13 protein-coding genes are annotated in these 14,825 nt (G+C 70.7%); 11 read left to right on the top strand and 2 right to left on the bottom strand.

Going from position 1 to position 14,825, the window contains the following annotated elements; translation table 11 throughout:
- Positions 1-18 precede the first annotated feature (18 nt).
- The 9 genes from Sspor_RS20350 to Sspor_RS20310 all read left to right on the top strand — a co-directional run bounded on the left by Sspor_RS20350 (position 19) and on the right by Sspor_RS20310 (position 9,311).
- Positions 19-897, top strand: coding sequence for a Sco1979 family transcriptional regulator (locus tag Sspor_RS20350; RefSeq protein ID WP_202200405.1), 879 nt, complete (start codon positions 19-21; stop codon positions 895-897).
- An 89-nt stretch (positions 898-986) separates the two neighbouring features.
- Positions 987-2,444: an aldehyde dehydrogenase family protein gene (locus Sspor_RS20345; protein ID WP_202200404.1), complete on the top strand. Its 1,458-nt coding sequence runs from the start codon at positions 987-989 to the stop codon at positions 2,442-2,444.
- Between the two features lie 61 nt (positions 2,445-2,505).
- Positions 2,506-4,593, top strand: coding sequence for a penicillin-binding protein 2 (mrdA, locus tag Sspor_RS20340; RefSeq protein WP_202200403.1), 2,088 nt, complete (start codon positions 2,506-2,508; stop codon positions 4,591-4,593).
- Positions 4,594-4,696: 103 nt separating this feature from the next.
- Positions 4,697-5,209 (top strand): DinB family protein, encoded by a 513-nt coding sequence (locus tag Sspor_RS20335; RefSeq protein ID WP_202200402.1) that lies wholly within the window; start codon positions 4,697-4,699, stop codon positions 5,207-5,209.
- 24 nt (positions 5,210-5,233) lie between these two features.
- Positions 5,234-5,863, top strand: a complete 630-nt coding sequence (locus Sspor_RS20330; RefSeq protein WP_202200401.1) for a PadR family transcriptional regulator — start codon at positions 5,234-5,236, stop codon at positions 5,861-5,863.
- 76 nt (positions 5,864-5,939) lie between these two features.
- Positions 5,940-6,875, top strand: coding sequence for an ATP-binding cassette domain-containing protein (locus tag Sspor_RS20325; protein WP_202200400.1), 936 nt, complete (start codon positions 5,940-5,942; stop codon positions 6,873-6,875).
- Positions 6,872-7,654, top strand: coding sequence for an ABC transporter permease (locus Sspor_RS20320; protein WP_202200399.1), 783 nt, complete (start codon positions 6,872-6,874; stop codon positions 7,652-7,654). The genes Sspor_RS20325 and Sspor_RS20320 overlap by 4 nt, the downstream gene beginning before the upstream one ends.
- A 76-nt stretch (positions 7,655-7,730) precedes the next feature.
- Entirely contained in the window at positions 7,731-8,489 is a 759-nt protein-coding gene (locus Sspor_RS20315; RefSeq protein ID WP_202200398.1) for a MerR family transcriptional regulator, read from the top strand.
- A 120-nt stretch (positions 8,490-8,609) separates the two neighbouring features.
- A complete protein-coding gene (locus tag Sspor_RS20310) occupies positions 8,610-9,311 on the top strand; it encodes a DedA family protein (protein ID WP_202200397.1) in 702 nt (233 codons plus the stop codon).
- Positions 9,312-9,464: 153 nt separating this feature from the next.
- Here Sspor_RS20310 and Sspor_RS20305 read toward each other — a convergent pair whose 3' ends face one another.
- A complete protein-coding gene (locus tag Sspor_RS20305; RefSeq protein ID WP_237403940.1) occupies positions 9,465-11,105 on the bottom strand; it encodes a threonine/serine exporter family protein in 1,641 nt (546 codons plus the stop codon).
- Positions 11,106-11,320: 215 nt separating this feature from the next.
- Positions 11,321-11,815 carry an inorganic diphosphatase gene (locus tag Sspor_RS20300; RefSeq protein WP_030756147.1) on the bottom strand — a complete coding sequence of 165 codons (495 nt, stop codon included), beginning with the start codon at positions 11,813-11,815 and terminating at the stop codon, positions 11,321-11,323.
- A 133-nt stretch (positions 11,816-11,948) separates the two neighbouring features.
- On the opposite strand from Sspor_RS20300, the gene dacB reads away from it, so the two are divergent.
- Positions 11,949-13,427, top strand: coding sequence for a D-alanyl-D-alanine carboxypeptidase/D-alanyl-D-alanine endopeptidase (gene dacB, locus Sspor_RS20295; protein ID WP_202200396.1), 1,479 nt, complete (start codon positions 11,949-11,951; stop codon positions 13,425-13,427).
- A 38-nt stretch (positions 13,428-13,465) separates the two neighbouring features.
- Complete coding sequence (locus Sspor_RS20290) at positions 13,466-14,608, top strand: Rv3626c family coenzyme F420 biosynthesis-associated protein (RefSeq protein ID WP_202200395.1); 1,143 nt, start codon at positions 13,466-13,468, stop codon at positions 14,606-14,608.
- Positions 14,609-14,825: the final 217 nt, after the last annotated feature.

Genomic DNA, 14,825 nt, shown 5'->3' with positions numbered 1-14,825 from the left:
CACGCGCACGCCAATGCGATGGGGAGGGCAGTACTAGTGACCGCAGAAGCAAGCGGTTCTGTGGTGCGCCGCATCCTCCTGGGCTCCCAGCTCAGGCGACTCCGAGAATCCCGCGGCATCACCCGTGAGGCGGCCGGCTACTCGATCCGCGCATCCGAATCGAAGATCAGCCGCTTGGAGTTGGGAAGGGTGAGCTTCAAGGCCAGGGACGTCGAGGACCTCCTCACGCTCTACGGAGTCACGGACAGCACGGAGCGCGAGTCGCTGCTCGGACTGGTCCGGGAGGCCAACGCGACCGGCTGGTGGCACAGTTACGGTGACGTGCTGCCGGGGTGGTTCCAGACGTACATCGGCCTGGAGGGCGCCGCCTCGCTCATCCGGATCTACGAAGTCCAGTTCGTCCACGGACTGCTGCAGACCGAGGCCTACGCCCACGCCGTCGTCAGCCGCGGCATGCCCGGCGCCACCGCCGCCGAGATCGACCGCCGCGTCGCCCTGCGCCTGGAGCGCCAGAAGGTCCTCGTCTCGGAGAACGCCCCCATCTTCCACGCCGTCCTCGACGAGGCCGCGCTGCGCCGCCCGTACGGCGACCGCGAGGTCATGCGCGGTCAGCTGGAGCACCTCATCGAGGTGTCCCAGCGGCCCAACGTGCAGCTCCAGGTGATGCCCTTCTCCTTCGGCGGCCACGCGGGCGAGAGCGGAGCCTTCACCCTGCTGCGCTTCCCCGAGTCCGACCTCCAGGACATCGTCTATCTGGAACAGCTCACCAGTGCCCTCTACCTGGACAAGGGCGAGGAAGTGGGGCAGTACGGGCGGGCGATGGAGCGGCTCCAGGCCGACTGCCCCGATGCCGAACGGACGCGGGATCTTCTCCGCGGCCTGCTTCAACTGTCTTGATTGGCACGTAGTATGACGTCTGATCAGTGCATGATGACCGATCGGTCTCCGGTGCAGCGCACGGGTGCGCGCTCGCAGTAAGGGATGGCATGTCCATATTCAGCGACCTGGCTCACCAGTACATCGACGGCGAATGGCTGGCCGGTACCGGTTCGTGGGACATCATCGACGTCAACCCCTTCAACGGGGAGAAGCTCGCGGCCATCACGGTGGCCACCGTCGAGCAGGTGGACCAGGCCTACCGCGGCGCCGAGCGCGCCCAGCGCGAGTGGGCCGCCACCAGCCCCTACATCAGACGCGCCGTCCTTGAGCGCGCCCTGCGGATCACCGAGGAGCGCGAGAAGGAGATCGTCGAGGCGATGATCGACGAGCTCGGAGGGACGCGTCCCAAGGCCGAGTACGAGGTCCACCTCGCGATGGAGTTCATCCGCGAGTCCCTCCAGCTCGCCGTCCGGCCCGAAGGGCGGATCCTGCCCTCGCCGGTCGAGGGCAAGGAGAACCGGGTCCAGCGGCTCCCCGTGGGCGTCGTCACGGTGATCAGCCCCTTCAACTTCCCCTTCCTGGTGACGCTGAAGTCGGTCGCCCCGGCCCTGGCGCTGGGCAACGCGGTCGTCATCAAGCCCAACCAGAACGCCCCGGTCGTCGGCGGCGGTCTGATCGCCAGGATCTTCGAGGACGCCGGGCTGCCGGCCGGCCTGCTGAACGTCCTCGTCACCGACATCGCCGAGATAGGCGACGCGCTCCTGACCCACCCCGTCCCCAAGGTCATCTCGTTCGCGGGATCGGACCGGGTCGGCCGGCACGTCGGAGCGATCGCCGCCCGCCACTTCAAGCGCACGGTCCTGGAGCTCAGCGGCAACAGCGCGCTCGTCGTCCTCGACGACGCCGACCTCGACTACGCGGTGGACGCGGCCGTCTTCAGCCGCTTCGTCTACCAGGGCCAGGTCTGCATGGCCGCCAACCGGATCCTCGTCGACGCCTCCGTCGCCGAGGAGTTCACCGAGAAGTTCACCGCCCGCGTGCGCGCCCTGAAGACCGGCGACCCGCACGAGGCCGACACCCACATCGGCCCCCTGATCAACTCCTTCCAGGCCGACGCCCTGACCGCGCTCGTGGACCAGGCCGTGGAATCCGGCGCGCAGGCGCTCGTACGCGGGTCTACGCGCGGCAACCTGGTCGAACCCACGGTGCTCGCCGGGATTCCCGAGGACTCCCCGCTGCTGAGCCAGGAGATCTTCGGCCCGGTGGCCCTGCTGGTGGTCTTCGACGGCGAGGACGAGGCCGTACGGCTGACCAATGCGACCCCCTACGGGCTGAGCGGGGCCGTGCACACCCGGGACGTGGAGCGGGGCGTCCGCTTCGCCCAGCGGATCGAGACGGGCATGATCCACGTCAACGACTCCACGATCGGGGACGAGCCGCTGGCCGCCTTCGGCGGCGAGAAGGCCTCGGGCCTGGGCCGGCTGAACGGCGAGGCGACGATCGAGGCGTTCACCACCCAGAAGTGGATCTCCGTCCAGCACGGCCGGACCACGTTCCCGTTCTAGGTCACACAGTTCGTCCCCCTAGACTCGGCCGGGCGTAGGCAGCCGCCCGGGGGAGAACGAGTTGAGCAACATACCGGAGACCGGCCGGACCCCTCGGGTCCAGAACCGGCTCGTCGTCATCCAGATCGTGGTCTTCTCGCTGTTGCTCACGCTCGGCGGACGCCTGTGGTACCTCCAGATACGCAATGGCTCGGAGTACACGGACGAGGCGAAGAACAACCACGTCCAGCAGGTGGTCCAGCCCGCCGTGCGCGGCTCGATCCTGGACTCGCGCGGGGTTCCGCTCGCCGACAACGCGACCCACCTGGTGGTCTCCGCCAGCCGTACCGAACTGCTCACCATGAAGGACAAGGGCAGGTCGGTGCTGACCCGGCTCGCCGAGGTGCTGGGCACGGACCCCCAGGAGGTCATCGACAAGGTCCGGCTCTGCGACGCCAAGACCAAGCAGCCCTGTTGGAACGGTTCCCCCTACCAGCCGATCCCGGTCAGCAACGAGGCCACCACCGAGCAGGCCCTGCAGATCCGCGAGCACCCCGAGGACTTCCCGGGCATCACGGCCGAGGCGACCGCCCTGCGCCGGTACGCGGCCCCGGACGAGGCCAACACCTCCCAGGTGCTGGGCTACCTCTCGCCGGTCACCGACGAGGAGATCGCCAAGGCGAAGAAGTCGGACTCGCCGTACCTGCGGTCCGACCAGGTCGGCCGCTCCGGCCTGGAGCGCACGTACGACAAGGAGCTGCGCGGCAAGGCCGGCATCACCCGCTACGAGGTGGACAACCTCGGCCGGGTCATCGGCCAGGGCGAGACCGACCCGGCGAAGCCCGGCTCGAACATCGTGACCTCGATCGACTCCCGTGTGCAGGCGGTCGCCGAGCGCGAGCTGAACAACGCGATGATCGAGGCCCGCAAGGTCCCCGACAAGAACACCGGCCGCAACTACGAGGCCGACTCGGGCGCCGTCGTGGTGATGGAGACCAAGACCGGCCGGGTCGTGGCGATGGCCTCGAACCCGACCTACGACCCCAACGCCTGGGTGGGCGGCATCTCCGCCAAGGACTACGCCGGTCTCACCGACAAGAAGTCGAACTACCCGCTGCTGAACCGGGCCATCCAGGGCCAGGCCGCACCGGGCTCCATCTTCAAGGTGGTCACCTCGACGGCCGCGGTCAACGCCGGGTACCCGTTCAACGACCGCTACCCCTGCCCCAGCTCGTACTCGGTCGGCAGCCAGACCTTCACCAACTTCGAGTCGCAGGGCCACGGCGACATCACCATCGGCCGGGCGCTGGAGGTCTCCTGCGACACCGTCTACTACGCCCTCGCGGACCGGGAGTGGAAGAAGGACGGCGGCATCAAGCCGAAGAAGGACCCGAACGACTGGTTCCTCAAGACCGCCCACGAGTTCGGGCTCGGCAAGCGCACGGGCATCGACCTGCCGAACGAGGTCCCCGGCCGGGTCCCCGACCGGAAGTGGAAGCAGGACTTCTTCGAGGCGAACAAGGACGCATGGTGCCGTGACGGCAAGAAGAACGGCTCCTTCGCCGAGAAGATCGCCTACGAGAACTGCCGCCAGGGCAACCAGATGCGTGAGGGTGACGCCATCAACTACTCGATCGGACAGGGCGACACGCTCGTCACCCCGATCCAGATGGCCTCCGTCTACTCGGCCATCGCCAACGGCGGCACGCTCCACCAGCCCAGCATCGGCAAGGCGATCGTCAGCGCCGACGGGAAGTCGGTCCAGGAGATCGCGCCCAAGGAGCAGGGCAGGCTGCCGATGGACGCGAAGACCCGCGACGACATCGACGAGGCCCTCGCCGGCGTGGCCACCAACGGCAGCGCCGCCTGGCGCTTCGGCGGCTGGCCGCAGAAGCAGATCCCGATGCACGCCAAGACGGGCACGGCCGAGGTCCAGGGCAAGCAGACCACCTCCTGGTTCGCCTCGTACACCGAGGACTACGCGATCGTCATGACGATCTCCCAGGGCGGCACCGGCTCGGGCGCGTCCGGCCCTGCGGTCCGCAGCATCTACGAGGCGATGTACGGGCTCGACCCGACGGGCAGGCAGGACCTCTCCAAGGCCCTGCTCCCCAAGCCCGCCACCGCGCTGCCGGCGATCCACCCCGACGGCGAAATCGAAGGCAACTGAACGGCCAATGAGGACAGAGTCTGACCTCGATGCTCCGTAGCGTGGGTCGTGTCGGGGGGAAGAAGCCCCCCGGCACGGCACCTCACGCATAAGGCGGTCGGTCATGGCTCAGATTTCCACCGAAGTCCTCGGCGACGAGCGCGGCACTCTCCTCGCTTTCGTCGAAGCCCAGCGCACGGCGATCCGCGAATCGCTCCTCGGTCTCGGCGAGGAGCAGGCCGCGAGCCGCCCGAGCGCCAGCGAGCTCAGCCTGTCCGGGCTGCTCAAGCACGTGGCCGAGGTCGAGCTGAACTGGCTGCGCCTCGCCCAGCAGACGCCCAACGAGCGGCAGCGCAGCCAGGAGACCTGGGGCGAGGGCTTCCGCCTGGTCGACGGCGAGTCCATCCCGTCGGTCCTCGCCTTCTGGGACGAGGTCGCGCAGCAGACGGCCGCCTTCATCGCCGCCGTCCCGAGTCTGGACGACACCTTCCCGCTGCCGCCGGCGCCCTGGTTCCCCAAGGACGCCAAGGTCTCGATGCGCTGGATGCTCCTGCACCTGGTGGAGGAGTTCGCCCGGCACGCGGGCCACGCGGACATCGTCCGCGAATCCCTCGACGGCACCAAGGCGATGGGCTAGACGGTGGGGGCTTAGCCTGGCCCCATGTCAGCGATCCGGCTTCTTGTCCTCGGTGCGGTCCGCCAGCACGGGCGGGCCCACGGGTACCAGGTCCGCAACGACCTGGAGTACTGGGGCGCCCACGAGTGGTCGAACACCAAGCCCGGATCGATCTACCACGCGCTCAAGCAGATGGCGAAGCAGGGAGTCCTGCACGCGCACGAGGTGGCGCCGAGCGCCGCGGGCGGGCCTCCGCGCACCGAGTACGAGGTGACGGACGCGGGCCGCGAGGAGTACTTCCGGCTGCTGCGCGAGGCCCTCGCGGCGTACGACCAGAAGACGGACGTGCTGTCCGCGGCGATCGGCTTCATGGTCGATCTGCCGCGGGCGGAGGTGCTCGCGCTGCTCCGGGAGCGGATGGCGAAGCTGGCCCTCTGGCGGTCGTCGGTCACGGACTACTACACGCCGGAGGGCGGCCCGGAGGCGCTGGGCCACATCGGCGAGATCATGCACATGTGGGTCCACTCCGCGGATGCCGAGGCGGAGTGGACGCGGGGTCTGGTCGCCCGGATCGAAGGGGGCGCGTACTCCTTCGCCGGTGAGGGCGGCGAACCGTTCGTGGGCGTCCTCGCGGACGGCCAGGAGAATCCCTACGCCGCGCAGCAGGATGCGTAATCAAGTTTGACTAGCCGGAAGGCGGGCATTACCTTGAGCGCCCAGCTACTCAAATTTGACTAATGAGGGAGCGGTTTTGGCGATCTTCGTCGAAGGTGTCCGCAAGCGGTACGGCGACAAGCCCGCGCTGGCGGGACTCGACCTGGAGGTGAAGCCCGGGACGGTGCACGCCGTCCTCGGCCCCAACGGAGCCGGAAAGACCACGGCGGTGCGCGTCATGAGCACCCTGCTGCGGCACGACGAGGGCGTGGTCCGGGTCGCGGGTCACGACGTACGGACCGAGGCGCCGGCCGTCCGCGCCCGGATCGGGCTGCTCGGCCAGCACGCGGCGCTCGACGAGGACCTGTCCGGCCGGCAGAACCTGGAGATGTTCGGCCGCCTCCACCACCTGGGCGCACGCCGGGCCGGACTGCGGGCCGACGCGCTGCTGGACCGCTTCGGCCTCGCGGACACCGGCCGCAAGCCGGTGAAGCAGTACAGCGGCGGCATGCGGCGCCGGCTCGACCTGGCGGCGTCCCTGATCACCGAGCCGGAGGTGCTCTTCCTCGACGAGCCGACCACCGGACTCGACCCGCGCGGCCGCACCGAGGTGTGGAGCGCGGTCCGCTCCCTCGTCGGCGGCGGCACCACCGTCCTGCTGACCACGCAGTACCTGGAGGAGGCCGACCAGCTGGCGGACCGCATCACCCTGATCGACGCGGGCCGGGTGGCGGCCGAGGGTACGGCCGACGAGCTGAAGGCCCGCGTCGGGGCGGACCGTATCGTCGTCGTCCTGCGGGACGCGGCGCGGCTCGGGCAGGCGGCGGCGCTGCTGCCGGACCCGGCCGTGGACCCGGACACCCTGACCCTGAGCTTTCCGGTCGCGGACCGGATGGCGGGCCTGTCCCTGACCCTGCGCGCGCTGGAGGGCGCGGACATCGAGGCGCTGGACCTCGCGGTCCGCCGCCCCACCCTCGACGAGGTCTTCCTGCACCTGACCGACCGCAAGGACGCCACGGAGGTGGCCGCATGAGCGCGGCATGGGTGGTCGCGGACTCCTGGACGATGACCCGGCGCGAGCTCGCGCACTGGGCGCGCCGGCCGGTCCAGATGGTCGTCGGACTGGTCTTCCCGGTCATGCTGCTGCTGATGTTCGGCTTCCTGATCGGCGGCGGGCGCGGGATCGACGGCGAGTACGTGGAGTTCCTGGTGCCCGGGATGTTCGCGCTGACCATGGCCTTCGGACTGGAGGCGACGATGACCGCCGTCACCCAGGACCTGGGCAAGGGGGTCGTCGACCGGTTCCGCGCCATGCCGATGTCCTCGGCGGCGGTCCTCGTCGGCCGCAGCGCGGCGGACATGCTCCAGTCGGCGGTGGGCCTCGCCGTCCTCGCGGGCGTCGGCCTGCTGCTGGGCTGGCGCTGGCACGGCTCGCCGGCGGCCGCCCTGTCCGCCTTCGCACTGCTCCTGCTGCTGCGCTTCGCGATGCTGTGGATCGGCATCTTCCTGGGCATGCTCGCGGGCCGTCCGGAGATGGTGCAGGCGGTGCAGATCCTGGTGTGGCCGGTGGGCTTCCTCTCCAACGCCTTCGCCACCCCGGAGGCGATGCCGGGCTGGCTGGGGACGGTGGTGGAATGGAACCCGATGTCGGCGACGGCGACCGCGGTCCGCGACCTGTTCGGCAATCCCGCCGCGGCCGGGACCTCGTGGGCCGGTGACCACGCGGCGCTGCTCGCCGTCGGCTGGCCGGTCCTGCTGCTGGCGGTCTTCTTCCCCCTGGCGGTGGCCAGGTTCCGGGGCCTGAGCAGGTAGCCGCCGAAGCGGACTTGCACCTCACGCCGCGTGAGGGACCACAGTGAAGGGCGTACCCAACCAGAGGGCGGAAGAGATGAGCCACTCCGTGGGCCAGGTCGCCGGTTTCGCCGGAGTCACGGTGCGCACCCTGCACCACTACGACGAGATCGGGCTGCTCTCCCCGAGCGGCCGCAGCAGCGCGGGACACCGGCGGTACGACGACGCCGACCTGGACCGGCTGCAGCGGATCCTGTTCTACCGGGAGCTCGGCTTCCCCCTCGACGAGGTCGCGGTCCTGCTGGACGACCCGGCGACGGATCCGCGGGAGCATCTGCGCCGGCAGCATGCCCTGCTGACCGACCGGATCGACCGGCTCCAGCAGATGGCCAAGGCCGTCGAGCACGCCATGGAGGCGAAGAAGATGGGCATCAACCTCGCGCCCGAGGAGAAGTTCGAGGTCTTCGGGGACTTCGATCCCGACGAGCACGCCGAGGAGGCGGAGCGCCGCTGGGGCGGAACGGACGCGTACAAGGAGTCGGCGCGCCGGACCGCCTCGTACACGAAGGAGGACTGGCAGCGGGTGCAGGCGCAGGCCGAGGGCATCAACCGGCGGTTCGCGGACCTGCTGGCCTCCGGCGCGCCCGCGGAGTCCGAGGAGGCCATGGACCTCGCCGAGGAGCACCGCGGCTGGATCAACGGCAGCTACTACTTCTGCACGTACGAGATCCACACCTGCCTCGGCGAGATGTACGTCGCGGACGAGCGGTTCACGGAGTACTACGAGGCCGTCCGGCCGGGCCTCGCCTTCTACGTCCGGGACGCGATCCTGGCGAACGCGGTGCGCAAGGCGTAACCGGATGATCACCCGCGCGACCCCCTCCGGTCCCTGGAACCGGGCGGGGGTCGCGTGCGTTGATAATTGAAACCGCCCCCTCCGCTGTACGCCCCCCGATTCCAGGAGAGCCCGGAACCCGTGTATACGCTTGCGCTCGGCCCAGAGTGGCTGTCCCCGGACTACCTGATCTCGCACTTCGGTCTGATCGGCATCCTGGTCATCGTCTTCGCCGAATCGGGGCTCTTCGCCTTCCTTCCCGGCGACTCCCTGCTGTTCACGGCGGGTCTGCTGGTCGCGGACGGGCAGTACATCAAGCAGCCGCTGTGGCTGGTCTGCACCCTGATCGTGGCCGCCGCGATCATCGGTGACCAGGTCGGGTACATGATCGGCAAGTTCTTCGGGCCGAAGCTCTTCAACCGGCCGAAGTCCAAGCTCTTCAAGCGGGAGAACCTGGACAAGGCGCACGAATTCATGGACAAGCACGGCCCGAAGGCCATCGTGCTGGCCCGCTTCGTGCCGATCATCCGCACCTTCGCCCCGATGGTCGCGGGCGCCGGCACGATGAAGTACCGCACCTTCCTGACCTACAACGTCATCGGCGGCATCGGCTGGGGTGCGGGCGTGACGCTCGCCGGCTACTGGCTCGGGCAGATCGAGTTCATCAAGACGAACGTCGAGCCGATCCTGGTGGGCATCGTCCTGATCTCGGTCATCCCGGTGATCTTCGAGGTGCTGAAGGCCCGCAAGGAGGGCAAGGCGGCCGCCGAGGCGGCCGAGGCCGTGGCCGACGGCTCCGCCCCGCAGGCCCCGGGCGCGCGCGGCCGCCACGCCAAGCGCTGAGGCCCGCCCGCAGCACCCCCCGTACGACCGTCACGCCCCGGAGGCCCGCCAGAGGCCCCGGGGCGTACGTGTGCCCGTGCACGGGTCCGTACGGGGCCGCGTACGGGCGGCCCCGCACGGACGGCCCCGTACGGGCACCCGCAGACGCAGCGCTCAGAAGCCGCGGGTCCGCTTCGCCGCCCGGCGCTTGGCGGCACTCGTGGCCCCCGGGATGCGCATGAACAGCCGCGAGGCCTCCGAGCCGAGGTTGACCCCGATCGCGATGGCCAGCGCGATGGCCGCGGCGTTCACCAGCGAGCCCAGGCCCTCGTTCAGCCGGTTCTCGGCGATCAGCAGCAGCCCGTAGTAGACGGCCGAGCCGGGCAGCAGCGGGCCGATGGCGGCCGTCACGTACGGCAGGGCGGAGGCGAACCGGTAGCGCGAGAAGAGCTGTCCGAAGAGGCCCACCAGCCCGGCCGCGATGGCCGTGGACGGAACGGGCGGGATGCCCCCCGCGTAGTGCAGGGCCCCGAAGGTGACCCAGGCGACCGCGCCGTTCAGGGTCACGATCCACACGGTGGAGCGTTCCTGCTGGAGCAGGATCGCGAAGGTGAACACCAGCACCATCGAGGCGGCGATCTGGATCAGCGGCCGCTGCTGGATCTGGAGGACCTCCTCCGGCCGCGGCGAGGCGTCGAACTGCAGCCCCACGTAGAGCACCACCAGCACGCCCATGATGATGCCGATGAAGAGGTACATGACCTCCAGCAGCCGGGCGGACGCGGTGATGTAGTAGCCGGTCAGGCCGTCCTGCACGGCCGCGACCACGGCCCGTCCCGGCAGCAGCGCGAACAGCCCGCCGGTGATCACGGCGGAGGCCTTGACGTCGATCGCGGTCATGTTCAGCGCCACCCCGATGGCGGCGGGCGGCATCGCGGCGACGACGAACTGGTAGAACTCGGGCAGCCCGCGCCCGGCGCACAGCCAGGCCAGGCGGTCACCGAGGACCGCGCCGATCGCAGCGGCGAAGAAGACGAGGACCCCACCGCCGACGAGGGTGGAGGCGGCCCCGGCGAGCAGTCCGGCGGAGGCCGTGAGCATCCAGCCGGGGTACGGGTGCCGGTTGCGGCGGATCTCGGCGAGGCGCCGGTAGGCCTCCTCCAGCGTCACGTCGATCTCGTGGGCGCTGATGTCGTCCACGAGCCGGAACACGGCCGCGAGCCGGTTGTAGTCGGTGCCGCGGCGGCGCACGGTCCGGCTGGCCGTGACCGGGTCGCCCACCAGCGAGGGGTGGTGGGTGATCGACAGCATGGTGAAGGTGACGGTCGGCTCGCAGCGGTCCAGTCCGTAGGAGCGGGCCACCGCGAACATCGCGGCCTCCACGTCCTCGGCGCCCTCACCGCCCGCGAGCAGCAGCTCGCCGATGCGCAGGGTCAGGTCGAGCACGCGGCCCACGGCGGGCCCGCTCTCGCTGTGGCGCTGCACGAGCTCCGGCACGGGGCGTACGTCGACCGGCATGCGCAGCATCGTGCGCATGCGGTCCTGCCAGGGCGACTCCTTCATCTGCGCGACGGGAAAGCCCTGGCCGGGGGTGTAGGCGGGCGGGGACTGCGCGGCCCGGTAGGTGGCCGGGGCGGCGAAGGCCGACCCCTCGGGCTCGGGCTCCACAGGTTCGGCGCCCGCCGGACGGGCGAATTCCGAGGTGGGCTGGTCCTCCTCGGGAACGTCCGGCTCCATTCCGGGCGGCGGCGTGAAGGCGCTGTGCGCCTCGTCGGACTGGGGCTTCCTGTCCTCCGCCCCGTCGGCCTCCGCCACGCGTCCTCCAGTCCGTGATCATCCGGGGTATCAGTATGCGGAATCGTTTCCTCCTGCCGCATGCCCAGCACGTACCCGATACCCCGCAACGCCCGGCCCGACCGCCCCGCCCCGTCCCGCGAACACGACGGCGGGCGGCATCCCGGAGGGATACCGCCCGCCATGTCACGAGGGGCGCGGGGGAGTACCCCGGCCCGTCACCGCAGAGCGCGAGCTCAGTGGTGGCCGCCCTGCGCCTCCAGGCGCTTGAACGAGGCCTCGATCTCGGCCTCGGCCTCGGTGCGGCCGACCCAGTTCGCGCCCTCGACGGACTTGCCCGGCTCCAGGTCCTTGTAGACCTCGAAGAAGTGCTGGATCTCCAGGCGGTCGAACTCGGACACGTGGTGGATGTCGCGCAGGTGCTCGACACGCGGGTCGGAGGCCGGCACGCACAGCAGCTTGGCGTCGCCGCCCGCCTCGTCCGTCATGTTGAACATGCCGATCGCGCGGCACTTGATCAGGCAGCCCGGGAAGGTCGGCTCGTCAAGGATGACCAGCGCGTCCAGCGGGTCGCCGTCCTCGCCGAGGGTGTTCTCGACGAAGCCGTAGTCGGCCGGGTAGCTGGTCGAGGTGAAGAGGCGACGGTCCAGACGGATCCGGCCGGTCTCGTGGTCCACCTCGTACTTGTTCCGCGAACCCTTGGGGATCTCGATGGTGACGTCGAACTCCACGTCCTGCTCCTCCATGATCAGCTTCATTGCTTCGGGACTGCGTCGGTTCAACTGCGTGGGCGTCCGTCCCAGCCCTGCCGGGTGGGGTGCCATGCTCGCGGCAAGACGCAGTGGTTAAGTGTCCCTCACGCATATGTGTGATCGCGAAAGGGGCTGGTCCGAGGTGCCATTGGTCAAGACGTGGCAGCTCATCGCAGGGTCGGCCGTCGCCGGCCTCGCCCTGTCGGTGGCAGCGGTGACCGCCGCCGGTCCTTGGGACTCCGGCCAGCGTAAGGCCGAGCGGGACAGAGCCGCCTCCTGGAGCCGTACGGGTGGCACAGATCACGATGGAGGGCCCGGTTCCGGGGCCCTGCCCGAGGCGGCGCCCAGCGCCCCCGGGGTGCTCGGAGCGATCGGCCCCGGCGCACCGCGCGAACAGAGCGCCCCCGCCGAGCCCGCCTCCGCCGGGGGCCTGGCCGCCGCGCTGAAGCCGCTGCTGGCCGACCCCGCGCTCGGCACCGTCCGCACCGCGTCCGTCGTCGACACCGCCACCGGGCAGGTCCTCTACGAGTCCGGGGCGCGGGACGCGATGACCCCCGCCTCCACCGTCAAGATCGCCACCGCCGCGGCCGTGCTGGCCGCCCTCGGGCCCGAGCACCGGATCAGGACCACCGTCACGCCCGGCGCCGCCCCCGGGCAGATCGTCCTGGTCGGCGGCGGCGACCCCTCGCTCACCGCGAAGAAGAAGAGCCCCGCCGGATCCGGCGGCAGCCTCGTCGCCCTGGCCGCCGACACCGCGCAGGCCCTCAAGGCCGCCGGCACCGACACCGTGACCCTGGGATACGACGACAGCCTCTACACCGGCCCCGCCCGCCACCCGATCGGCGCCAACCCCAACATCGCTCCGGTGACCGCCCTGACGGCCGACGAGGGCCGCCCCGACGACTCCGCCTCCGGGCCCGTGGACCGGTCCGACGACCCCTCCGAGGACGCCGCCCGGGCCTTCCGCACCCTGCTGGCCGAACGCGGCATCAAGGTCACCGGCGAACCCGCGAAGGCCAAGGCCGCCGCCGGCGTCCAGCCGCTGGCCGTCACCCTCTCCACCCCGGTCGCCGGGCTCGTCGAGCGGATGCTGACCAACAGCGACAACGACATCGCCGAGGCCCTCGCCCGGCAGACCGCCCTCGCCTCCGGCCGTCCCGCGAGCTTCGAGGGCGCCGAGAAGGCCGTCACCGACCGGCTGACCACCCTCGGCATCGACACCGCCGGCTCCCGCTTCGCCGACGGCAGCGGCCTGAACCGCGCCGACAAGGTGAGCGCCGGCCTGCTCACCGGGCTCCTCAGCAAGGCCGCCGACCCCCAGCGCCCCGAGCTGAGACCCGTCCTCACCGGACTGCCCGTCGCCGGATTCACCGGAACCCTCAAGGCCCGCAACTCCGGCAGCTCCCCGGCGGCCGGCCTGCTCCGCGCCAAGACCGGCACCCTGTCCGGGGTGAACTCCCTCTCCGGGACGGTCGTCGACTCCTCCGGCCGGCTCCTCGCCTTCGCCTTCCTGACGGCGAACACCCCCGGCCCCGAGGGCGCCGAGAAGGCCCTCGACAAGCTGGCCGCCGCCGTCGCGACCGCTTCGTAGGGGGTCCGCCGGAGGGCCGGTCCACGTACGGTTGACGCATGACGAGCATCGGTGGTGCGGAGATGGTCGACTGGAACCTCGCGGTGGCGACCGCGACCCGGCTGGTACGACCCGGCCCGGAGGTCACCCGGGACGAGGCGCGAGCCGTCGTCGCCGAGCTGCGGCGGCACGCCAGGACCTCGGAACGGCACGTGCGCGAGTTCACCCGGATGATCCCCGAGGGGTCGGCCGTCCCCGACACGCCCGTCCTGGTCGTCGACCGGGCCGGCTGGGTCAAGGCCAACGTCGCCGGGTTCCGCGAGCTGCTCCAGCCGCTCCTCGGCAAGATGCAGGAGCGCCGGGCGGGCGCCTCCGGCGGGGCCGTCCTCGGCGCCGTCGGCGGCAAGGTCACCGGCGTCGAACTGGGCATGCTGCTGAGCTTCCTGGCCTCCCGGGTCCTGGGCCAGTACGAGACCTTCGCGCCGGTCTCCCGTGACCTGCCCGCCTCCGCCGCCGGCGGCCGGCTGCTGCTCGTCGCGCCCAACATCGTGCACGTGGAGCGCGAGCTGGACGTGCACCCGCACGACTTCCGGCTGTGGGTCTGCCTGCACGAGGAGACGCACCGTACACAGTTCACGGCCGTCCCGTGGCTGCGCGACCACCTCGAAGGCGAAATCCAGACGTTCCTCGGCGCCACCGAGGTGGACCCGTCCACCGTCCTGGAACGGATCCGCGAGGCCGCCCAGTCCTTCGCGGGCGCCCGCCCCGACGCCGAGCAGGGCGAGGAGGGGCGTTCGCTCGTGGAGCTCGTGCAGACCCCCGAGCAGCGCGAGATCCTGGGCCGGCTCACCGCCGTCATGTCCCTGCTGGAGGGGCACGCCGACTTCGTCATGGACGGGGTCGGTCCCCAGGTGGTGCCCTCGGTCGCCGAGATCCGCGAGAAGTTCCAGCAGCGCCGGGCCAGCGGCGCCGGGCGGCTCGACGCCACGCTGCGCAAGCTGCTGGGCCTCGACGCCAAGCTGCGCCAGTACCGCGACGGCGAGCGCTTCGTCCGCGCCGTCGTCGGCCAGGTCGGCATGGACGGCTTCAACCGGGTGTGGACCTCCCCGAACACACTGCCGACCAAGGCCGAGATCGCCAGGCCCGCCGACTGGGTGGCACGCGTGCACCGCAAGGGGAGCGAACCGAGCGAAGCGGAGTGACACACGGGGCGTAAACATGTCTCACTGGGGGAAGCAGCGTCACCCATCCGAGGGACCGTGGGCCGTGGAAGGGCGTGCGATGCTCGGGGAACGGCTCGGTTCTGTCACCATCGACGCACTCTGAGTGACATCCTCCCGTTCCGCGGGGGCAGCCGGGCAGCAGCACCCCAGCACACCACCCCAACGCCTCCGAGGCATCCGAACTCCATCGAAGGGC

The sequence above is a fragment of the Streptomyces spororaveus genome, from assembly GCF_016755875.1.
In the GTDB taxonomy this organism is placed as follows: domain Bacteria; phylum Actinomycetota; class Actinomycetes; order Streptomycetales; family Streptomycetaceae; genus Streptomyces; species Streptomyces spororaveus.
The sequence above is the reverse complement of the archived record's forward strand: the minus strand, read 5'-3'. Positions and strand labels throughout refer to the sequence as shown.

What these genes read in the sequence shown, in the direction of transcription:
- Sspor_RS20350 (WP_202200405.1), top strand. Translation starts at nt 19, where the DNA reads ATGGGGAGGGCAGTACTAGTGACCGCAGAAGCAAGCGGTTCTGTGGTG.
- Sspor_RS20345 (WP_202200404.1), top strand. Translation starts at nt 987, where the DNA reads ATGTCCATATTCAGCGACCTGGCTCACCAGTACATCGACGGCGAATGG.
- Sspor_RS20335 (WP_202200402.1), top strand. Translation starts at nt 4,697, where the DNA reads ATGGCTCAGATTTCCACCGAAGTCCTCGGCGACGAGCGCGGCACTCTC.
- Sspor_RS20330 (WP_202200401.1), top strand. Translation starts at nt 5,234, where the DNA reads ATGTCAGCGATCCGGCTTCTTGTCCTCGGTGCGGTCCGCCAGCACGGG.
- Sspor_RS20320 (WP_202200399.1), top strand. Translation starts at nt 6,872, where the DNA reads ATGAGCGCGGCATGGGTGGTCGCGGACTCCTGGACGATGACCCGGCGC.
- Sspor_RS20315 (WP_202200398.1), top strand. Translation starts at nt 7,731, where the DNA reads ATGAGCCACTCCGTGGGCCAGGTCGCCGGTTTCGCCGGAGTCACGGTG.
- dacB (WP_202200396.1), top strand. Translation starts at nt 11,949, where the DNA reads ATGTGTGATCGCGAAAGGGGCTGGTCCGAGGTGCCATTGGTCAAGACG.
- Sspor_RS20290 (WP_202200395.1), top strand. Translation starts at nt 13,466, where the DNA reads ATGACGAGCATCGGTGGTGCGGAGATGGTCGACTGGAACCTCGCGGTG.